The 20,859-nt window shown below is 65.1% G+C and carries 20 protein-coding genes; 10 read left to right on the top strand and 10 right to left on the bottom strand.

The window, feature by feature from the left end:
• Positions 1-25: 25 nt before the first annotated feature.
• On the bottom strand, positions 26-1,483 hold the full coding sequence (locus J2X67_RS09100) for a PLP-dependent aminotransferase family protein (protein ID WP_309952360.1): 1,458 nt from the start codon (positions 1,481-1,483) through the stop codon (positions 26-28).
• Between the two features lie 89 nt (positions 1,484-1,572).
• On the opposite strand from J2X67_RS09100, the gene J2X67_RS09095 reads away from it, so the two are divergent.
• The 3 genes from J2X67_RS09095 to J2X67_RS09085 all read left to right on the top strand — a co-directional run bounded on the left by J2X67_RS09095 (position 1,573) and on the right by J2X67_RS09085 (position 4,152).
• On the top strand, positions 1,573-2,322 hold the full coding sequence (locus J2X67_RS09095; RefSeq protein ID WP_309952359.1) for an NAD(P)-dependent oxidoreductase: 750 nt from the start codon (positions 1,573-1,575) through the stop codon (positions 2,320-2,322).
• Entirely contained in the window at positions 2,319-2,870 is a 552-nt protein-coding gene (locus J2X67_RS09090; RefSeq protein WP_309952358.1) for a cupin domain-containing protein, read from the top strand. Before J2X67_RS09095 ends, J2X67_RS09090 begins: the two co-directional genes overlap by 4 nt.
• Positions 2,871-2,994: 124 nt before the next feature.
• On the top strand, positions 2,995-4,152 hold the full coding sequence (locus tag J2X67_RS09085) for an ABC transporter substrate-binding protein (protein ID WP_309952356.1): 1,158 nt from the start codon (positions 2,995-2,997) through the stop codon (positions 4,150-4,152).
• Between the two features lie 32 nt (positions 4,153-4,184).
• On the opposite strand, the gene J2X67_RS09080 is transcribed toward J2X67_RS09085, so the two are convergent.
• Positions 4,185-4,904, bottom strand: a complete 720-nt coding sequence (locus J2X67_RS09080) for a Crp/Fnr family transcriptional regulator (RefSeq protein ID WP_309952355.1) — start codon at positions 4,902-4,904, stop codon at positions 4,185-4,187.
• A 99-nt stretch (positions 4,905-5,003) separates the two neighbouring features.
• On the opposite strand from J2X67_RS09080, the gene J2X67_RS09075 reads away from it, so the two are divergent.
• The 7 genes from J2X67_RS09075 (at position 5,004) to bglX (ending at position 13,410) form a co-directional block, all read left to right on the top strand.
• The gene (locus tag J2X67_RS09075; protein ID WP_309952354.1) at positions 5,004-5,594 is read left to right on the top strand and encodes an HD domain-containing protein; all 591 of its coding nucleotides are present in this window, start codon (positions 5,004-5,006) and stop codon (positions 5,592-5,594) included.
• Positions 5,595-5,617: 23 nt separating this feature from the next.
• Entirely contained in the window at positions 5,618-6,385 is a 768-nt protein-coding gene (locus J2X67_RS09070) for a class II aldolase/adducin family protein (RefSeq protein WP_157614430.1), read from the top strand.
• Positions 6,386-6,489: 104 nt separating this feature from the next.
• The gene (locus tag J2X67_RS09065) at positions 6,490-7,368 is read left to right on the top strand and encodes a bile acid:sodium symporter family protein (protein WP_309952353.1); all 879 of its coding nucleotides are present in this window, start codon (positions 6,490-6,492) and stop codon (positions 7,366-7,368) included.
• Positions 7,369-7,375: 7 nt separating this feature from the next.
• A complete protein-coding gene (locus J2X67_RS09060; protein WP_309952351.1) occupies positions 7,376-8,302 on the top strand; it encodes a LysR family transcriptional regulator in 927 nt (308 codons plus the stop codon).
• Positions 8,303-8,379: 77 nt separating this feature from the next.
• Entirely contained in the window at positions 8,380-9,807 is a 1,428-nt protein-coding gene (gene tcuA / locus J2X67_RS09055; protein ID WP_309952348.1) for an FAD-dependent tricarballylate dehydrogenase TcuA, read from the top strand.
• Positions 9,791-11,017: a tricarballylate utilization 4Fe-4S protein TcuB gene (gene tcuB / locus J2X67_RS09050; RefSeq protein WP_309952346.1), complete on the top strand. Its 1,227-nt coding sequence runs from the start codon at positions 9,791-9,793 to the stop codon at positions 11,015-11,017. Before tcuA ends, tcuB begins: the two co-directional genes overlap by 17 nt.
• 98 nt (positions 11,018-11,115) lie before the next feature.
• Complete coding sequence (gene bglX / locus J2X67_RS09045; RefSeq protein WP_309952344.1) at positions 11,116-13,410, top strand: beta-glucosidase BglX; 2,295 nt, start codon at positions 11,116-11,118, stop codon at positions 13,408-13,410.
• Between the two features lie 99 nt (positions 13,411-13,509).
• Here the strand turns inward: bglX and J2X67_RS09040 are convergent, their stop codons facing one another.
• The 8 genes from J2X67_RS09040 to urtA all read right to left on the bottom strand — a co-directional run bounded on the left by J2X67_RS09040 (position 13,510) and on the right by urtA (position 20,784).
• Positions 13,510-13,860, bottom strand: coding sequence for an alpha/beta hydrolase (locus J2X67_RS09040; protein ID WP_309952341.1), 351 nt, complete (start codon positions 13,858-13,860; stop codon positions 13,510-13,512).
• Between the two features lie 170 nt (positions 13,861-14,030).
• Positions 14,031-14,375, bottom strand: a complete 345-nt coding sequence (locus J2X67_RS09035) for a zinc ribbon domain-containing protein (protein ID WP_309952338.1) — start codon at positions 14,373-14,375, stop codon at positions 14,031-14,033.
• A 7-nt stretch (positions 14,376-14,382) separates the two neighbouring features.
• On the bottom strand, positions 14,383-15,615 hold the full coding sequence (gene fmdA, locus J2X67_RS09030; protein ID WP_309952337.1) for a formamidase: 1,233 nt from the start codon (positions 15,613-15,615) through the stop codon (positions 14,383-14,385).
• A gap of 23 nt (positions 15,616-15,638) precedes the next feature.
• Positions 15,639-16,328: an urea ABC transporter ATP-binding subunit UrtE gene (gene urtE / locus J2X67_RS09025; RefSeq protein ID WP_309952525.1), complete on the bottom strand. Its 690-nt coding sequence runs from the start codon at positions 16,326-16,328 to the stop codon at positions 15,639-15,641.
• 148 nt (positions 16,329-16,476) lie between these two features.
• Positions 16,477-17,220 (bottom strand): urea ABC transporter ATP-binding protein UrtD, encoded by a 744-nt coding sequence (gene urtD / locus J2X67_RS09020; protein ID WP_309952335.1) that lies wholly within the window; start codon positions 17,218-17,220, stop codon positions 16,477-16,479.
• Between the two features lie 15 nt (positions 17,221-17,235).
• Complete coding sequence (urtC, locus tag J2X67_RS09015; RefSeq protein ID WP_309952522.1) at positions 17,236-18,426, bottom strand: urea ABC transporter permease subunit UrtC; 1,191 nt, start codon at positions 18,424-18,426, stop codon at positions 17,236-17,238.
• Positions 18,427-18,460: 34 nt separating this feature from the next.
• Positions 18,461-19,375, bottom strand: coding sequence for an urea ABC transporter permease subunit UrtB (gene urtB / locus J2X67_RS09010; protein WP_309952333.1), 915 nt, complete (start codon positions 19,373-19,375; stop codon positions 18,461-18,463).
• 143 nt (positions 19,376-19,518) lie between these two features.
• On the bottom strand, positions 19,519-20,784 hold the full coding sequence (gene urtA, locus J2X67_RS09005) for an urea ABC transporter substrate-binding protein (protein WP_309952331.1): 1,266 nt from the start codon (positions 20,782-20,784) through the stop codon (positions 19,519-19,521).
• Between the last annotated feature and the right edge of the window lie 75 nt (positions 20,785-20,859).

Genomic DNA, 20,859 nt, shown 5'->3' with positions numbered 1-20,859 from the left:
GCAGGCTGCCGCCCCGGGGTGTTCGTCAGCGCTTGCCGTCCAGGGCGTTCCGCAGCCTGGTTGCAAGCTGCTGTGCCTGTGCTGCGGAGCCAACGTTGGTAAAGCCGATCAGCAGCCCCTGGTCGCTGAACCTCGCGGTGCCCCGCGCAGAAAGCGGCTGGCAGTTCAGCCCCGCAAGTTGCGCCCGGCGGGCCAGCTCTTCATCGCTTGCGCCCCGCATGGCGAAGCGCGCAATCAGGTGCATGCCGCCGCCCTGCAAATCGATGCGCACCTCCTCGCCGAAGGCCTTTGCCAGCGCCTGCGCGAGCATGTTGCGGCGACGGGCATAGAGCAGCCGCATCTTCTTCAGGTGTCGGGAAAAGTGGCCTTCCCGCATGAAGTCGGCCACCACGGCCTGTGTGATCTGCGGGCAACCGTTCGACCACGTCTGCACTGCCGCGCCGAAGACTTCACACAACGAGTCGGGCACCACCACGTAGCCCAGCGCCAGGCCCGGATAAAGCACCTTCGAGAAACTGCCTGCATACAGCACGCGGTCCTGGCCGTCGAGGCTCTTGAGCGCGGGCAGTGGCGGGCCCGCGTAACGGTATTCGCCGTCGTAGTCGTCTTCCAGAATCCACGCCTTTGCCTGCGATGCCCAGGCCAGCAACTGCAGCCGGCGCGCGAGCGACATCGACACGCCCAGCGGCGCCTGGTGAGACGGCGTGACCACCGCCATCTTCGCCTTCGGGGCCTTGCGCATGCCCAGCGCAACGACCATGCCCTCATCGTCCACCGGCACTGGCACGGCAAGTTGCCCGGCGCTGCGGAGCACCTCCAGCGTGGGCGGAAAGCCCGGGTCTTCGACCCACACCCGGTCGCCGGCGGCAAGCAGCGTGCGCGAAGCGAGCGCAAGCGATGCGCGGTATCCGCCCGTCACAAAGACCTGCGATGGATGGCACGAGACACCGCGCGACACCTGCAGATATGCCGCGATGGCCGCCCGCAGCGGCGGGTGACCCGAGGGATCGCCATAAAACATGTCGGCAGCGGCTGTCGCCCTCAGCCGGCGCGACGCCAGGCGCGCCCAGAGCTTGCGCGGAAAAGCATCGAGCGCCGGAATGCCCAATTGCAGTAGCGGCGGCGGCGGAGCGGGTTTCGCGAACATCGGATCGAGCGCTCTCGCCTCGGCCCGCCTGGGCTTGCGCCGCGCCGGCCGTCGCGACGGAAGCGACGGAAGCGACGGCGAAACCACCGTACCCGCCTGGCCTCGCGCCGATAAATAGCCTTCGCCCGCGAGCAGGTTGTAGGCCGTCTCTACCGTGCCCCGTGCCACCCCCAGCTCGCTGGCCAGGCTGCGTGCCGACGCCACGCGATCGCCAGGGCCGAGCACGCCCTGCTCTATGGCTGTTCTGAAGCGCTCGTAGATCTGCCGGTGCAAAGGCACAGCCGTCGCGCGGTCGATCTCCACCAAGGCGTCGGAAGGTTTTTTCTCTCTGGTCATGGCCTGGTCATTTTCACAAATCTTGGCTCTTTTGCATGGGGCATCAAAAACCTAAGCTCAACCATTCGTATAGCGAGAAAGGACATGCGATGAGCGAAAAGATATTCGTGGCAGGAGCGGCCGGGGCGATTGGCAGCGCGCTGGTTCCTCTGTTGATCGAGGCGGGCTACACGGTGCACGGCACCACCCGGCGAGCAGAGCGCGCGCAAGTGCTGGAGGCGCGCGGCGTTGTTCCGGTCGTTGTCGATGTATTCGACACGCAGGCGCTGCATGCGGCCATGGTGCGCATCAAGCCGGCCATCGTGATACACCAGCTCACGGACCTGCCGCCGGATCTCGATCCAAAGAAGATGGCCGATGCTGCCTACCGCAACGCGCGCGTTCGCACCGAAGGCACACGCAACCTTGTGGCCGCGGCGCAAGCGGCCGGCACCCGCCTGATGGTGGCGCAAAGCATTGCCTGGGTCTATGCACCGGGGCCGTTGCCGCACGTAGAGGAACATCCGCTCGATCTACAGGCCGAAGGCATCCGGCGCATCAGTGTGGAAGGCGTGGCGGCGCTGGAGCGCAGCGTACTGGGCGCCAGGGGCATTACCGGCACAGTGCTGCGCTATGGGCAGTTCTACGGCCCCGGCACCTCGAACGCCGAGCCCAAGGGGGCGTGCCCGGTCCATGTGGAAGCGGCGGCGCAGGCAACGGTGCTCGCGCTGCGGCATGCGCGCAGCGGTATCTTCAACATTGCCGAAGACAGTCCGGAAGTCAGCAGCGAGAAGGCGAAACGCCAACTCGGCTGGCATCCGTCGATGAGGCTGCGCGAGCGGCAAGGGGCCGCATCGTGAAGGCGGCCTGGCTTTATCGTGGCCCTGGCCGCCAACTCGGCGCCGGTTCCGCGGCTCTTGCCTTGGCGCTGGCCGCAGGCTGGGCGCTGGTGCCGCACAGCAACCGGAAGGACGCCGTGCAATGGTTTGCCGATGTGTGCAGCACCGTCGCAGCCGGGCCCATGTTTTCGTCCGCCCCGGCGCCCGCCGGCTCTGGCGCCGAAGCGAGGCCGGCAACCTCGGTCAAGATGCTCTCCTGCGAACCGCTGCCCAACGTGCCGGGCAAGTCAGTCACCACGGTTCTGGTCGACTTTCCGCCGTTGGCCTATTCCCCCGCCCACCGGCACCCGGGCTCGGTGACCGCCATCATTCTCGAAGGCACCATCCGATCGCAGCTCGCGGGCGGCCCTGTGGGCAGCTTCAAGAGCGGCGAAACCTTCTTCGAGCCGCCGCGCACGCTGCACCTTTTTGCGGAAAACCCCGATCCTGTGCGCCCCGCAAAGCTGGTCGCGGTGTTTGTGGCGGACGAGAACTGCGGACCGCTGCTGTTGCCGCCCGACGCCGACTGAGGGCAACTGAGGGCGACTGGGGCCACTGGAGAGCGCCCCCTTTGGCCACCGTTACACCTCGGCAGCTTCCCCGCAGGCACCGAAATTGCTACACTTTTTTACTAATTTAGACAAAGGGTGGCAAATGAACAGGTCTCGCAGGCAAGTACTGAAAACGTCCGGCGCACTGCTCCTGGGCGGCGGCCTTTCTCTTCCGGCGCTCTCGCAAACCGCCAAGGCAGCGGCGGGCTCCCGCGTGGTGCTGCTGGGGCAGTCTGTGCCTTTGACTGGCGCGGCCGGCGAGATTGGCCTGGCCTTTGCAGCCGGCAGCCGGCTGGCGGTGGGCGACTTCAACGAACGCAATGCGTCCAGCGGCATCCAGCTCAAGCTGCTGCAGCTGGACGACGGCTACGACGCCACCCGCGCCGCCGCCAACGCCCGCACCCTGCTGGGCACGGACAAGGCCGACTTGCTGTTCGGCTTTGTGGGCACCGCAAGCAGCGATGCCGGGGCAAGCGTTGCCGCGCAACAGGGCAACCTGCTGTTCGCACCCTTCGCCGCTTCAGATGCACTTCGCGAGGCGAGCCATCCAAACGTATTTCACGTGCGCCCCGGCATGATCGACGAGGCCCTGAAGATCGTGCGCCAGTGCGCCACCGTGGGGCAGACGCGCATTGCCTTGGTGGGCGACGACGACGCCATGGGCCGCGCCGGCCTGGCGGCCGTGCAGCAGGCCATTACCGAACTGAAGCTTCCCGCTCTGGTGGCCACTGCCATGGTTCCCGCTGGTGCGGACAAGCTCGACGCAGCCCTGAAGACGGTGCAGCAGCAAACGCCCCAGGCCATCGTGCTGGTGTCGCTCTCGGGCACCACGGCCAACGCCATCCGCAAGCTGCGCAAGAGCGGCTACACCGGCAGCTTCATGGCCTTTTCCATCGTGGGTATCGACCCGCTCTACGCCGAACTCGGCAAGGACATCGGCGGCATCGTCATTTCGCAGGTAGTGCCCTCGCCGCGCCCTTCGGCCATTCCTATCGTCAAGGAATACCGCGCCGCGGTCGACAACTCCGACCAGACACCTTCGTACGAAGGCCTGGAGGGCTTCATTGCCGCCAAGGTGGTGGGCGAAGCGGTTCGGCGTGCGGGCCGCGGCTTTACCACCGCAAGCCTGCAGCGTGTGATGACCACGATGACCGACTACGACGTGGGCGGCTTTCGCATCAACCTGCGGCCGGGCCTGCGCGACCCGTCGCGCAACATCGACCTGATCAGCATCTCTGCCGACGGCCGCGTTCTACGCTGAGTCGGCAATGAAAACGCGCCGGACGCGCCCGGCTAGCCGCTGCGCACCAGCGCCTGCAACGCATCGATCGACAGCAGCTCGATGCGCCCATAGCTGAGCGAAATCAGCCCGTCGCGCCCCAGCGCGTTCAGCTCTTTCGAGAGCGTCTGGCGCGTAACGCCGAGCATCATGGCCAGCGCCTCCTGCGGCAGCATCAGCGTGCGGCGCAATTGCACCGATTGCGTTGCATCGCCGCGCGCCAGCACCAGCAGGCGATGCGCCACGCGTGCACGCAGGCTGCGCAGCGTGGCATCTTCTGTCAGCCCGTAGAGCATGCGCACCCTTGCGGCCAGCATCAATGCAATGGCGTTGGCAAACACCACGTCGCGCATCTGCTGCGCAAAGGCTTCGGGCGGCACCACCAGCAGGTCGAGCGGCTCCATCGCGGTGGCGTCGTGCGTGCGCGGCGAGCCGTCGATCAGCGTGATCTCTCCAAACCAGTTGCCGGGCTCGAGCACCGCGAGGATGGCTTCGCGCCCGTCTTGCCGCAGCGATGAAATCTTGATGGTGCCGGCCACCAGGCCATAGAAGCCGCCGCCCGTCGCGTGCACCGGGTCGCCCTGGCGAAACACCATGGCACCGCGCCGCAGGTGGAGCAGTTCGGCCGCCTCCAGCAAGGCGTCGCGCTGCACGCGCGGCATGCTCGTGAACCACGGGTTGCGCTCCATCGCAACTCGATGCGAGGCTGAAAGGCGCAGCTTGGTGGCGGACATGCGGGGGTTTTCCAGACCCCTGCATTGTCAAATTCTTGACAGTTGCACGTCAAGCACAGGTCTACAGTGGCCGCACCCCACAAGAACGGAGACCACAAAATGAGCGAACGGGCGAGTTTCACCAGCATGCAGCAGAGCACGCGCGAAGACTGGCAACTGATTGGCGGCGAGTTCAGGCAGTTTGCGGGCGGCCTGCCCGCGCGCGTGATCAGGCACCTGCAAATCCTGGAAGGCGACTACGGCGGCTTTCCGGTAGACCGCTACACCCATTCGCTGCAAACCGCGACCCGCGCACTGCGCGACGGCCGCGACGAGGAATACGTGGTGTGCGCGCTGCTGCACGACATCGGCGACACGCTCGGCAGCTTCAACCACCCCGACATCGCCGCGGCCATTCTCAAGCCCTTCGTGAGCGAAGCCAACCACTGGATGGTGCAGCACCACGGCATCTTCCAGGGCCACTACTTCTTTCACCACATCGGGCTGGACCGCGACATGCGCGACAACTTCAGGAACCACCCGCACTACGAGCGCACGGCCGAGTTCTGCGCGCTGTACGACAACCCGGCCTTCGACCCCAAGGCCGAGACGCTGCCCATCAGCGAATTCGAGCCCATGCTGCAGCGCCTGATGGCACAGCCCAAGCAGAGCATCTACAAGGCCGCGCTGAAAGAGCCGGCCGCCGCCTGATACCCGACAAAGGACACACCACCATGAACGCAAACTCCCAATCCGAAATCCAGAAGCTCGTCTCCGCCGAAGAGTGGCAGCTGCGCGTCGACCTTGCCGCCTGCTACCGGCTGGTGGCGCTCTACGGCTGGAGCGACCTGGTGTTCACGCACATCAGCGCGCGCATTCCGGGGCCCGAGCACCACTTCCTCATCAACCCCTACGGCCTGATGTTCGACGAGATCACCGCGTCCAGCCTGGTGAAGGTCGACCAGCAGTGCAACAAGATCATCGAGTCGCCCTACCCCGTCAACCCGGCGGGCTTCGTGATTCACAGCGCAGTGCATGCCGCGCGCGAAGACATCCAGTGCGTGCTGCACACCCACACCAAGGCCGGCATTGCCGTGAGCGCGCAGAAGAACGGCGTGCTGCCCATCAGCCAGCAATCGACCTTCGTGCTGGCCTCGCTGGCCTATCACGACTATGAAGGCGTGGCCTTCCGCGACGACGAAAAGCCGCGCCTGCAGGCCGACATGGGCAACGCCAATTTCCTGATGCTGCGCAACCACGGCCTGCTCACTTGCGGCAAGACCATTGCAGACGCGTTCCTTTCGATGTACACCTTCGAAAACACCTGCCAGATCCAGATTGCGGCGCAATCGGGCGGCGGCGAGCTCACGCAGGTCAACCCGAAGATCGTCGAGGGCGTGGGCCAGGCAATGAAGGTTCAAACGGGCGGGCTGGGCGGGCAGTTCGTCTGGCCGTCGCTCATTCGCAAGCTCGACCGCATAGACGACAGTTACAAGCAATAAGACAGACCCGGACAGACGCACTGATTCCGGTTTGCACGGCTGCCGGTGCCTGCGCGACAGGTGCCGGCAGCCATTTTTTTAAAAGAACCAAAAGAGGAGACAGCATGGACGATGCGCTCATCGCGACCCGGTTCTTTTTCGGCGCGCTGGCGCTGATCATGTTCGGGCTTGGCCTTTCGCTTTCGCCGGAAGACTTCAGGCGGCTCCTCGATCACCCCAAGGCGGTGACCATCGCGCTCGCGCTGCAGATTGTCGGACTGCCGCTCGCCTGCTGCGCCATCATCGTGGGCTTTGGGCTGTCGCCGGTTTTCGCCGTTGGCTTGATGCTGCTCGCGGCATCGCCGGGCGGCATTGCGGCCAACCTGTTTTCGCACCTGTTCGGCGGCAACGTGGCCATGAACATCTCGCTCACGGCGGCGAACACGCTGCTGTCCATCATCACGCTGCCGCTCATCGCCAATTGGGCCATCGTGCATTTCGCAGCAAACAGCCAAGTGGTGCCGCTGCAGACGCGAAAGCTGGTGGAGGTGATCGCCATCGTGCTGGCGCCGGTGGCTATCGGCATGTTCGTAGCGGCGCGCAAGCCCGGCTTCGCCGCGCGCATGGAAAAGCCGATCAAGATCTTCAGCGCGGTGGTGCTCGCAGTGGTCACGGTGCTGGCCATTGCCAACGAGTGGAAGAACCTCTCGGCCGCCTTCGCCGAGATCGGCCTCCCCGTGCTGCTGCTGAACCTGCTGAGCCTGCTGGCTGGCTACTACCTCAGCCGCGCCGCCGGCCTGAACAAGCCGCTGGCCACTGCCATCAGCTACGAGATCGGCATCCACAACTCCACACTGGCCATCTTCATTGCGGTGAGCGTGCTCGGCAGCTATGAGCTCGCTCTACCGGCCGCCATCTATGCGGTGGTGATGTACATCACGGCCCCGCTGTTCGGCTGGTTGCTGGTGCGCCGGCGGCAACCGGTGGCCCTGCCTGCGCGATGATGCGGGCATGGAACTGAGGCAGCTGCGCTACTTCGTCAAGGTCTGCGAACTCCGCAGCATGGGCCGCGCTGCCGTCGAGCTGGGCGTGGTCACCTCGGCGCTCAGCCAGCAGATCAGCCGGCTCGAAGGCGAGCTTTCGACGCGGCTGCTGCAGCGCAGCTCGACCGGCGTGGTGCCCACCGATGCCGGCATGGCTTTCTTGCATCAGGCGCAGCTGACGCTGCGGCATGCCGACGACGCCGTGCGCGCGGCGCAGCAGGCACGCCTTTCGGGGCACGTGAGTGTGGGCCTTGCGCCCACCACGGCCACGGTGCTCGGTGTGCCGCTGATGCGCGCCATGCAAGAGCGCTACCCCGAGGTGCGGCTGCACATGGTCGAGGCGCTCTCGGGCCACCTCACCACCATGCTGCACGCGCGCCAGCTCGACCTGGCCGTGCTGTTCCAGACCGACACGCCGCGGCGCTGGAGCGTGCTGCCGCTGCTGGCGGAAAAGCTGTTCGTGATTGCATCGCCGAACCTCGCCGAGCGCCCGCCGGGCACCAAGGTGCGGCTCTCGCAGCTGGCCGGCCTGCCGCTCATACTGCCCAGCGGCAGCCACGGCTTGCGCGCCACGCTCGTCGCGGCCTTTGCGCGGGCCCGCATTTCGCCCCGCATCGTCGCCGAGGTCGACGGCCTGGCGCTGTTGATGGACGCGGTGCGCGCAGGCCAAGGCGCCACCATCCAGCCGGGCGCCGCCACCGCCAGGCACGACCGCGACGACCTGCGGCTCACGCAGATCAGCGATGCGCACGTGGGCCGCCGCAACCTGCTCGTCAGCCTGTCGGACGACGAGCTTTCGCCCGCCGCGCTCGCCGCGCGCGTGGTGCTTGCGGACACCGCCCGCGCCCTGGTGCGCGAAGGCCGCTGGGCCGGTGCCAGTCTTCTCGAAAACTGAACACCCGTTGCCTCGATCGGCCTTTCGCCTGAAGGGTCTGCTGCGTAAAGTCTCCTGCATTCCAAGGAGACCCACGAGTGATAGACGTACTGGTTGTCGGCGGCGGCAATGCGGCGCTGTGCGCCGCGCTGATGGCACGCGAAGCCGGCGCTTCGGTGCTGCTGCTCGAAGCCTCGCCCAAGGAATGGCGCGGCGGCAATTCGCAGCACACCCGCAACCTGCGCTGCATGCACGACGCGCCGCAGGACGTGCTGGTCGACGCCTACCCTGAAGAAGAGTACTGGCAAGACCTGCTGAAGGTGACGGGCGGCCTCACCGATGAGCATCTGGCACGCCTGGTGATTCGCGCTTCTTCCAGCTGCCGCGACTGGATGCGCAGCCACGGCGTGCACTTTCAGCCGCCGCTCTCCGGCGCATTGCATGTGGCGCGAACCAACGCGTTCTTCATGGGCGGCGGCAAGGCGCTGGTCAACGCCTACTACCGCAGCGCCGAGCGGCTGGGTGTGCAGATTCGCTACGAGACGCCCGTGGCCTCGATGGAACTCGACGGCGAACGCTTCGTGGCAGTTCGCACAGAGGCCGGCCAGCGCATCGAGGGCAGGAGCTGCGTGGTGGCCGCGGGGGGCTTCGAATCGAACCGCGAATGGCTGCGCGAGGCCTGGGGCCAGAACGAGCACGGCGAATGGCCTGCCGACAACTTCCTGATCCGCGGTACGCGCTTCAACCAGGGCGTGCTGCTCAAGCACATGATCGAAGCCGGCGCCGACAGCATCGGCGATCCGTCGCAGGGCCACATGGTGGCCATCGACGCGCGCGCACCGCTGTACGACGGCGGCATCTGCACGCGCATCGACTGTGTCTCGCTAGGCGTGGTGGTCAACCGCGAGGCAAGGCGCTTCTACGACGAGGGCGAAGATTTCTGGCCCAAGCGCTATGCCATCTGGGGCCGGCTGGTGGCGCAGCAGCCGGGGCAAATTGCGTGGTCGATCATCGACCAGAAGGCCGTGGGCCGCTTCATGCCACCGGTGTTCCCCGGCGCCAGGGCCAACACGCTGGGCGAACTTGCACAAGCCATCGGCCTTGACCAGGCCGCATTCGAGCACACGCTGCAGGGCTACAACGCCGCCTGCCGCGTAGGCCGCTTCGACCACACGGCTCTGGACGACTGCCACACCGAGGGCATTGCCCCGGCCAAGACACATTGGGCGCGCCCGATCGACACCGCACCCTTCTACGCCTACCCGGTGCGGCCCGGCATCACCTTCACCTACCTGGGCCTGAAGGTCGACGAAACGGCGGCGGTGCGCTTTGGCGGCCGGCCCAGCCCGAACCTGTTCGTGGCCGGCGAAATGATGGCCGGCAACGTGCTGGGCAAGGGCTACACGGCCGGCGTGGGCATGAGCATCGGCACGGCCTTCGGCCGCATTGCGGGTACGCAGGCGGCCAATGCAGCCAAGGCCTTTGCACGAAAATTTTCGGAGGCCCGCCTTGCAGCAGCTCACTGATCTCGTTGCGCGCGCCAGGGCCGATGCCGACGGCATCGGCAGCGCCTCGGTACGCGTGATTCCGGTTCGCCCCGCCCTGCCGCTTGCAGCAAACGAGGGCGAAGTTGCGCGCATCCTGCAGATCTGCAATGCATGCCGCTACTGCGAAGGCTTTTGCGCCGTGTTTCCTGCAATGACTCGGCGGCTCGAGTTCGGCAAGGCCGACACGCACTACCTTGCCAACCTTTGCCACAACTGCGGTTCTTGCCTGCATGCCTGCCAATATGCCCCGCCGCACGAGTTTGCGGTGAACGTGCCGCAGGCCATGGCGCGGGTGCGCATGCAGACATACCACGACTACGCCTGGCCGCCCGCCATGGGCGCGCTGTACAAGAGAGCCGGCCTTGCCGTGGCGCTCGCTCTCGCCGCCGGCCTCGCGCTGTTCCTGGTGCTGGCGGTAGCGGCAACGGGCGCCTTGCTGCACGAACCGCTCGCGGGCAATTTCTACGCGATCTTTCCGCACAACTTCCTGGCATTGGTGTTCGGTGCGGTCTTCGGTTTTGTGGTGTTCGCGCTGGGCATGGGCACGCGCCGGTTCTGGCGCGAGGTGTCGCCGGCACACGAGAATGCGCCCGCCGACCTTGCCGGGGTGCGCGCCGCGGCAAGCGCCGAGGCGGCGCAAGACGTGCTGCGCCTCAAGTACCTGGACGGCGGCCACGGCGAAGGCTGCAACAACGAAGACGACCGCTTCACTCTCTGGCGCAGGCGCTTTCACCACTTCACCTTCTACGGCTTCGTGCTGTGCTTTGCCTCCACCTGCGTGGCAACGCTGTATCACTACCTGCTCGGCCTGCAAGCGCCCTATGCACTCACCAGCCTACCCGTGCTGCTGGGCACCGCTGGCGGCATCGGCCTGGTGGCCGGCCCGGCGGGCCTGCTGTGGATGAACCTGCGGCGCAGCGCCGCGCATGGCGACATTGCCCAGCGGCCGATGGACCGCGGCTTCATCGCGCTGCTGCTGCTCACCAGCCTCACGGGGCTTGCGCTGCTTGCCTGGCGCGACAGCGCCTTCATGGCGCTGCTTCTCGCGGTGCACCTGGGCGTGGTGATGGCGCTCTTTCTTACCCTGCCCTACGGCAAGTTCGCGCACGGCATCTTCCGCTCGGCGGCGCTGCTGAAGTTTGCGATTGAAAAACGCCTGCCCGGCCGCTTGCAACTGGGCGGCGACTGAGGCGCCGGGCCAACGGACAACAGCTGTTAAACCGGGTGTAACAGCTCCAAAGACCGCCCGTTCCATGCGGTCAGGCTTTGGCACGAGAATGGCGGGCCATGCACGTTCGAACCCCCGCCATGGCGGCCCTGCTGGGCCTGGCCTGTTTTCTCTCTCCCGTTTCCGCCGTCACCCCCGTCTCGCAGAGAGCCCCTGCAACCCCTCCCGCAGGGCCACAAGGCGCCGACGCGCGTATCGACTCGCTGGTCGCCCGCATGACGGTCGAAGAGAAGGTGGGCCAGCTCAGCCTCTATGGTCCCGCCGACACCAACATTCCCGGCAACCCCCAGGCCGCGCAACGCAATGCGCAGCAAGAGATAGACGACGTGCGCGCCGGTCGGCTCACGGGCCTGTTCAACAACCAGGGGCTGGAGCGCAAGCGCGTGCTGCAAGAGGTGGCCGTGCGCGAATCGCGCCTGGGCATTCCGCTGCTCTACGGTGCCGACGTGATCCACGGCTTTCGCACCATCTTCCCCATGCCCCTGGCAGAGGCCGCAAGCTGGGAGCCCGAACTGGCCGAGCGCACCGCGCGCGCCGCGGCGGTGGAAGCCAGCGCGGACGGCTTTCGCTGGACCTTTGCACCCATGGTCGACATTGCACGCGATGCACGCTGGGGCCGCGGCATCGAAGGCGCGGGCGAAGACGTATACCTGGCCAACCTGTTCGCGGCGGCGCGCGTGCGCGGCTTCCAGGGCAACGACCTTTCGCGCGGCGACGCATTGCTGGCCACGCCCAAGCACTTTGCGGCCTACGGCGCCGCCGAGGGCGGGCTCGACTATGCAGCCACCGATATTTCCGAACGCACGCTGCGCCAGGTGTACCTGCCGCCGTTCCGCGCCGCGCTCGACGCGGGTGCGCTCTCGGTCATGAGCGCGTTCAATGAAATCTCCGGCATTCCTTCGATTGCCAACCCCGCGCTGCTGACCGGCGTGCTGCGCGACGAGTGGAAGTTCAAGGGCTTCGTGGTTTCGGACTACACCGCCGACGAAGAGCTGATTGCGCATGGCTACGCCGCCAATGGCCGCGAAGCCGCCAAGCAGTCGTTCCTGGCGGGTACCGATGTCAGCATGCAGAGCGGCCTCTACATGCGCTACCTGCCCGAACTCGTCGCCTCTGGCGAGGTGCCGATGGCGCGCCTGGACGACGCGGTGCGCCGCGTGCTGTGGGTCAAGCAGAAGCTCGGCTTGTTCGACCATCCGTTTCGCGGGCTCGACGGTCCGCCGGCACACGACCGCGCAGAAAACCCCGAGCACATTGCGCTGGCGCGCGAGGACGCACGCCGTTCCATCGTGATGCTGAAGAACCAGCGCGCCGTGCTGCCGCTGCCCAAGTCGGGCAAGAAGATCGCGTTGATCGGCCCCTTCGGCTCGGGCACGCAAGACCTGCTCGGCGCCTGGAGCCTGTTTCCGGGCCAATCGGCCCCTGTAGGCATCGAAGACGGCCTGCGTGCCGCGCTGCGCGACCCTGGCGCCTTGACCGTGGTGCGCGGCTCGGGCATCGATACGCCGCTGGCGGGCGGCATCGAGGCCGCGGTGGCCGCCGCGCGCGACGCCGACGTGGTGGTGCTCGCCGTCGGTGAAGGCCAGCTCATGTCGGGCGAAGCCCGTTCGCGAACCGATATCGGTCTTCCCCAGGCGCAGCAAGACTTGGCCGAGGCGGTGGCCGCGGCAGGCAAGCCCGTGGTCGTGCTGCTGAGCAACGGCCGCGCAATGGCGCTGCGGGGCGCGGTGCGCAATGCCGACGCGATTCTTGTCACCTGGTTTCTGGGCGTGCAGACGGGCTCCGCCATTGCGGACGTGCTGTTCGGCGACTTCAATCCGTCGGGCCGGCTGCCGGTGAGCTTTCCGCAAACCTCGGGACAGGTGCCGTTCTACTACGGCCAGAAGCGCACCGGTCGCCCGTTGCCCGACAACGACCAGGCCATGGCTTTCAAGACCCGCTACGTGGACACCACGAATCAGGCGCTCTACCCCTTCGGATACGGCATCGGCTATGCGCCCGTGCGCTACGACGGCGTCGAACTCAGCCGCGACAGGCTGCCGATTGGCAGCACCCTGCGCGTGCGCGCCACGGTAACCAACACCGGCCAGCGCGAGGCCGAGGAAGTCGTGCAGCTATACACCGCCGAGCGCGCCGCCAGCGTGACGCGGCCGGTGCGAGAGCTCAAGAACTTTCAAAAGGTGCGCATCGAGCCGGGCGCATCGAAGGTGGTGGAGTTCACGCTTGGCGCCGAAGACCTGAAGTTCATCGGCCGCGACATGAAGCCAACCGTCGAACCCGGCGAATTCGATTTGTGGGTGGCGCCTTCGGCCATCGGCGGCATACGAAAGAGCTTCGCGCTGACACGGGAGTGATGCGTACCGCGCGGGGCCTCCGACAGCTTTTTGCAGCAACGGAAAACGGGCCTATCGAAGGCCCGTTCTTCATTGCGCGCTGATCAGCGGGATATCGGCTTACAGGCCAGCTTGGCGCGTGAACGACACGCTGGGCTTCTTGTAGGCTTGCGGCACTTCGTCGCGGTAGAACGCGCGGCGGTCGAGGCTTGCCAGCGGGTCGTGTGCCTTGGCAACAGCTTCGGCCTGGATCACCGAGCGGTCGGCGGTCGAGGTGAAGGCTTGTGCGCCGGCGCTGGCGCCTTCGCTGTATTGGTTCCCGGCGCGTGCAGCGGCAACGGCTTGCGGAGCGACTTCGGAGCGCGACACGCCCGAGTTCACAGTCAGCACGCCTTCATAGGTTTCTGCTTGCGCACCGGCAGCAGCCAGGAGCGAGAGAGCAGCGGCAGCGAGGATTTTCGAGGCATTCATTTCAATCTCCTAATGGGTTGGTTGGTGAGATGAAGTTTGATCCCGAACACCCATAAAAAAACGCCGCAAAATGAATCACGGCGTTCACGGGATTGAAACAATCGCCCGGCTGCCAAGGCGCCGCTCAGGCTGCAGAGTTAGCTCGGCGTTAGTCCGGCGTTAGCTCCGCGTTAGTGCGAAATCATCCATGGCCGCTTCGATGGCGCCGACTTTGCACCGCTGGGCGCCGTCACGGTGGCACTGCGCCTCGACGAGCTCGAGCAGCATCCGCAGCCTGCCGGATGCCTGAAGCGCGCATAGTCGCGCGAACTGCCGGGCTCGTGCCGCGCGCGCTCGTTGGTCTCCATGGCGCGGCGTGTGCCCGAGGCCATCAGCGCAAGCCGCGGCGCCGCCGAAAGTACGCGCGGCGATGCGCAACCGCAATCGGGGCAAGCGGCAGGCTCGTCGCGCTGGCCCGAAGGCCGCAACGCCTCGAAGCCGCCGCATTGCACGCAGGCGTAGTCGTAGGTAGGCATGGGCGCGTCAGGCCAGGTCGTGCGAAAGCGGCATGTCGATGCTGCCGTCGATCATCTTCACCGGCCCTGCTGCGTTCGGGTTGATGTCGAAGTCGAAGATCTGCGTGGGGAGCCAAAGCGTGGCGCAAGAGTTCGGCACATCGACCACGCCGCTGATGTGGCCTTGCACCGGTGCAGTGCCAAGAATCGAATACGCCTGCGCGCCCGAGTAGCCGAACTTCTTCAGGTACTCGATGGCGTTGAGGCAAGCCTGGCGGTAGGCCACGTTCACGTCCAGGTAGTGCTGCTTGCCTGACTCGTCGACAGAAATGCCTTCGAAGATGAGGTAGTCGTTGTACTGCGGCGTGATCACGCTCGGCTTGAAAATCGGGTTCTTGATGCCGTACTTGGCCATGCCGCCCTTGATGAGAGTGACCTTCATGTGCACCCAGCCCGCCATTTCAATGGCGCCGCAGAAGGTGATCTCGCCATCGCCCTGGCTGAAGTGCAGGTCGCCCACGCTGAGCCCGGCACCATCCACATACACGGGAAAGAAAACCTTGGAGCCGCGCGACAGGTCCTTGATGTCGCAGTTGCCTCCGTGCTCGCGCGGCGGCACGGTGCGCGCGCCTTCGGCAGCGGCCTTGGCGCGGGCGTCGCCTGTCATCTTGCCCATGTGCGCGGTGCCTGCGAACGGCGGGTTGGCAAGGCCAGGCACCCGGTCAGGGTCGGTGGCAATGAGCTTGCCTTCGCGCTCGTTCCACATGTCGAGCATGGGCTTGTCGGGCAGGCAGCCGATCAGGCCAGGGTGGATGAGGCCCGCAAAGTTGACGCCCGGCACATGGCGCGAGCTGGTGAACATGCCTTTGAAATCCCAGATGGATTTTTGCGCCTCGGGAAAATGGTCGGTCAGGAATCCGCCACCATTCTTCTTCGAGAAAAATCCGTTGAAGCCCCACAGGCTGTCCTGCTTGGCGCCGATGTCGAGCAGGTCGACCACCAGCAGGTCGCCGGGCTCTGCCCCTTTCACGCCCACGGGACCTGAAAGGTAGTGCACGGTGCTCAGGTCGATGTCGCGAACGTCGTCGGCGCTGTCGTTGTTCTTGATGAAGCCGCCGGTCCAGTCGAAGGTTTCAAGAATGAAATCGTCGCCCGGGTTGACCCAACAGGCCATCGGAATGTCCGGGTGCCAGCGGTTGTGGATATTCTCGTTTTCCGTGGGCGGCTTGGTCAGGTCGACCTTGATCAGCGTGTCCGTCATTTGCGGTGGCTCCTGGGTTGTGGTTAAACAGAGAGATAGGCTTTGATGTGGTCGACATCGGTCTTGTCGCGCGCGGTCTCATGCACGAGCCGCCCGCCCTCGATCACGAAGAGCCGGTCGGCCACATCCATCGCAAAGCTAAGCACCTGTTCGGACACCACAATGGTGATGCCGCGCAGCTTGCGAATTTCGTTCAGGGCCTTGGCAATGTCCTTGATGATCGAAGGCTGGATACCTTCTGTAGGCTCGTCGAGCAGCAACACCTTGGGGTCGGTAACAAGGGCGCGCGCAATGGCAAGCTGCTGTTGCTGGCCGCCGGAGAGGTTTCCGCCGTTGCGGCGCTTCATGTCCCAGAGCACGGGGAACAGGGCATAGATCTCTTCGGGAATGCGTTTGGTCTTTGAGTTTTCGAGGCCGGTCTGGATGTTTTCTTCGACGGTGAGGGTCGGAAAAATCATGCGGCCTTGCGGCACATAGGCAATGCCCTTGGCCACCCGCTTGAAGCTTTCGTCGCGCGACACGTCCTGCCCCGCCACCTCGATGCGCCCACTCTTCAACGGCAGCACACCCATGAGGCTCTTGAACAGCGTGGTCTTGCCCATGCCGTTGCGGCCCATGATGGCTATTGTTTCGTTGGCATGGCCTTCGAACGAGATGCCGTGCAGGGCCTCGCTCTGGCCGTAGGCTGTGTGCAGGTCGTCGACCTTCAGCATGATGTTGCTCATGTCGTGGCTCCTTTGCTTCTGTTCAGGGCGGGTACACAGGCCACCGGGTACTCCCCTCCGCGAATGTCCCCCGTCGGCAGGTGCGCGCCCTGAACAAAGCACTTCACGCACAACGCGGCGTTTAAAAAACCAGCCATCAGTGCCCCAGATAAACGTCGATGACCTTGGGATCCGCCTGCACCTTCTCCATAGGCCCCTCGGCCAGGATCTTTCCCTGGTGCATCACCGTTACCTTGTGCGCAATCTGCTTCACAAACGCCATGTCGTGCTCGATGACGATCACCGCGCGGTTCTGGCAAATTCGCTTGAGCAGGTCGGCGGTGAGTTCGCGCTCGCGCGCGCTCATGCCCGCTATGGGCTCGTCGAGCATCAGCAACTCGGGCTCCTGCATCAGCAGCATGCCGATCTCCAGCCACTGCTTTTGGCCATGGCTCAGCAGGCCCGCTTCCGTGCGCAGCTTGTCGGCCAGGCCGATGTCTTCGGCCACCGCCTGCACCTTGGACTTGACCTCGTCGTCGCACTTGAAGGCCAGCGCGCCGAGCACCGAACGGCCTTTCGGGAAAGACACCTCCAGGTTCTGGAAGACGCTCAGGTTCTCGTAGATGGATGGTGTCTGGAACTTGCGCCCGATGCCCAGCCGCACGCGCTTGTGCTCGGCCATCTTCGTGAGCTCGGTGTTCTTGAACTTGATGCTGCCGCCGCTCGCCCGCGTCTTGCCGCAAATCAGGTCGAGCAGCGTGGTCTTGCCGGCCCCGTTAGGGCCGATGATCACCCGCAGTTCGTTCTTGTCTATGTACAGCGTCAGGTCGTCGATGGCCTTGAAGCCGTCGAAGGAGACCGTGAGGTCTTCCACTGCGAGCGCGAAGTCGGTGTTGCTCATGCGATGGGCTCCGGGTCAGGCGCGTTGGCTGCCGACGCCGTCCGGCAATGCGGGTTCGGTCTGCGGCGCGGGAGGTTGTGCGGGTACGGTTGCGGCCGGCGGCTTTACCGCGGCTTCGCGCAGCGCCTGGCGGCGGCTCTTCCACCAGGGCCTGATCTTGTCGTCCCACAGGCCCGCCAGGCCCATGGGAAAGGCCATGGTCACGCCGATGAAGAGACCGGCCATCAAAAACAGCCAGAGGTCCGGAAAGCTTTCGGAGAAGAGCGTCTTGCCCGCATTCACCAACAGCGCGCCGTACACCGCGCCCACCAGGCTCATGCGGCCGCCCACGGCGCAGAAGATCACCATCTCGATGGAAGGCACGATGCCCACGAAGCTCGGCGACATGAAGCCCACCTGCAGCGCGAACATCGCGCCGCCGATGCCCGAGAGGCCGGCCGCGAGGCAGAAGATGAAGACCTTGAAGTTCGACACGTCGTAGCCCGAGAAGCGCACGCGGTCTTCCTTGTCGCGCATGGCAAGCAGCAGCGTGCCGAGCTTGCTGGTCTGGATCCAGCGGCACAGCACGATGCTTGCGACCAGCAGGCCGACGCACACGTAGTAGAGGATGTACTTGGCGCCGTCGGCGCGCGTGTCCCAGCCCAGCATCGTCTTCAGGTCGGTCATGCCGTTGACGCCGCCCGTGTAGCCCTGCTGGCCGATGATGAGCACGGTGCAAATGAGCGCCACCGCCTGCGTGATGATCGCAAAGTACACCCCGCCCACGCGGCGCTTGAACATTGCAAAACTCACCAGCCACGCCAGTGCCATCGGTGCCAGCACCACCAGCGCCAGGCTCAGCGGCAGGCTTTTGAAGGGCAGCCACAGCACCGGCAATTCGGTGATCTGGTTCCAGTCCATGAAGTCCGGTATGCCGGGTGTCGACTGGATCTTGGTGGTGATCGGGTCCGAAGCCTCGAGCTTGAGAAACATCGCCATCGCATAGCCGCCGATGCCGAAGAACACGCCCTGCCCCAGGCTCAGCACGCCGCCGTACCCCCACACCATCACAAGCCCCACGGCAACGAAGGCGTAGGTGAGGTATTTGCCCACCAGGTTCAGGCGAAAGATGTCGAGCGACAGCGGCAGCACCACCGCCAGCAGCAACACCAGCAGCAAGAGGCTGCCCAGCTGGTAGCGCAGGATCGAGGCCTTGATGAAATTCATCATCGGAACGTTCTCCAGAAAGAATTCGGGTTCATCAGCGGCGCACCTTGACCGCGAAAAGGCCTTGCGGACGCATCATCAGGATGAGCACGATCAGCGAGAGCGTCAGCACCTTGGCCATCGAGCCGGTCATGAAAAATTCCGACACGGATTGCGTCTGCGCAATGCCGAAGGCAGAGACCACCGTGCCCAGCAGGCTGGCTGCACCGCCGAAGGTGACGACAAGGAAGGCATCGACGATGTAGAGCGAGCCCGAGGTCGGCCCGGTGGAGCCGATGGTGGTAAAGGCCGCACCAGCCATGCCCGCAATGCCGCAGCCGATGGCAAAGGTCAGGCGGTCGGTCTTCATGGTGTCGATGCCCGTCGCATTGGCCATGGTGCGGTTGGCCACGGTGGCACGCACTCGCAGGCCCCAGCGGCTCTTGTGCAGTGCCACCAGCACGCCGCCGGTCACCAGCGCGGTGAGCGCCAGCACAAAGAGGCCGTTGATCGGAATGTCCAGGCCTTCATGCGGCGTCCACGAGCCCATGAGCCACTCGGGCAGCGTGGGGCTCACTTCCTTCGGGCCGATGAAGGTGCGAAAGAGCTGCTGCAGCCCAAGGCTGACGCCCCAGGTGGCAAGCAGCGTATCGAGCGGCCGCTTGTACAGGTGCCGGATGAGCACCCACTCCACAATCCAGCCGACGATGAAGGCAAACACGAAAGCCAGGCCGATGGCAATCGGAAAGTAATACGGCATGAACGCGGGCGCCAGGCTTTCGGTGACGCGCGCGGCCAGGTAGATCGAATAGGCGCCGATGGTCATGAACTCGCCGTGCGCCATGTTGATGACGCCCATCTGGCCGAAGATGATCGCGAGCCCCAGGCCCATGAGCAGCAGCACCGCGAAGAGGCTCAGCCCCGCGAAGCCCTGCATGAGGCCGATGTTCATCATGTCCGACAGGTTCATGGCGACAGGTTCCAGGTGTTTGGGTATTGGCCCCTTCCCCCTATGGGGGAAGGTTCGGATGAGGGCAGGCAGAGCGTGCCCAGTGGTAGCGCCGCTTGCCCCCACCCCTGCCCTCCCCCAGAGGGGGAGGGAGCAAGACAGGGTTACTGGTAGCCTTTGGGAAACGGATCCGGCTTGATCAGTTCGGCCGATTCGGCAACGACCTTGAACGTGCCATCCAGCTGCCCCTGCCCGATCCGCGCCTTGCTCCACAAATGGTGGTTCGCATCCAGCTTCACGTAACCTTCAGGCGCCGTCTTCAGCTCGATGCCCGGCGAGCCCGCCACCACCTTGTCCACGTCGAAGCTGCCCGCCTTCTCCACGGCCGCCTTCCAGAGCCAGGGGCCCAGGTAGCCCGCCTGCGTAACGTCGCCGATCACGGCGTCCTTGCCGTACTTGGCCTTGAAGGCCTCCACGAACTTCTTGTTGTTCGCGTTGTCCAGCGACTGGAAGTACTTCATCGACGAATAGAAGCCCGCGAAGTTTTCGCCGCCCACGCCGGTCATCTCGTCTTCGGTCACGGCCAGCGTCAGCAAAAACTGCTTGTCGCCCGTGATGCCCGCGGCCTTGAGCTGCTTGTAGAACGCCACGTTGGAGCCGCCCACCACGGCCGCAAAAATACAGTCGGGCTTGGCCACCTTGATCTTGTTGATGAGCGAGTTGAAGTTGGTGTGGCCCAGGGGGTAGTACTCCTCGCCCTTCACCGAACCCTTCTGGAAGTTCTCGATGTGCTTGCGCGCGATCTTCATCGAGGTGCGCGGCCAGATGTAGTCGGAGCCGACGAGGAAGAAGGTCTTGGCCTTCTTCTCCTTTGCGCCCCAGTCCAGGCCCCAGATGATCTGCTGCGTGGCCTCCTGGCCGGTGTAGATCACGTTCTTGCTCTGCTCCAGGCCTTCGTAGAAGGTCGGGTAGTACAAGAGGCCGTTCTCCTTTTCGAACACGGGCAGCACGGCCTTGCGCGAGGCGCTGGTCCAGCAGCCGAACACTGCGGCGCAGTGGTCGTTGACCAGCAGCTTCTTCGACTTCTCGGCAAAGGTCGGCCAGTCGGAAGCACCGTCTTCCTTGATCACCTTGATCTTGCGGCCCAGGATGCCGCCCATCGCGTTGATCTGGTCTATGGCCAGCTGCTCGGCCTGGATGGAGCCGGTTTCCGAAATGGCCATGGTGCCCGACGACGAGTGCAGTTGCCCCACCGTCACTTCGGTGTCGGTCACCGCGAGCTTGGTGGTGTTGACCTTGGCCGTGGGGAATTGCGACTGGCCGAAGCTCAGGCCGCTCAGGCCCATCACAGGCAGCGCGGCGGCGCCCTGCAGCAAACGGCGGCGGCGCAATGCCAGGGCATCGAGGGAGGGATCGGAATCACGCGACATCAGGAACTCCAGGCGGGTTGAAAGAAAGAGTTGACCGCGCACCATCGCAGTGCATCGGACGGTGCCTCGAGCACC

This window comes from Variovorax sp. 3319 (assembly GCF_031456585.1).
Lineage (GTDB): Bacteria > Pseudomonadota > Gammaproteobacteria > Burkholderiales > Burkholderiaceae_C > Variovorax > Variovorax paradoxus_P.
Note: the sequence above shows the minus strand (reverse complement) of the source record. Positions and strands in the feature narration are given on the sequence as shown.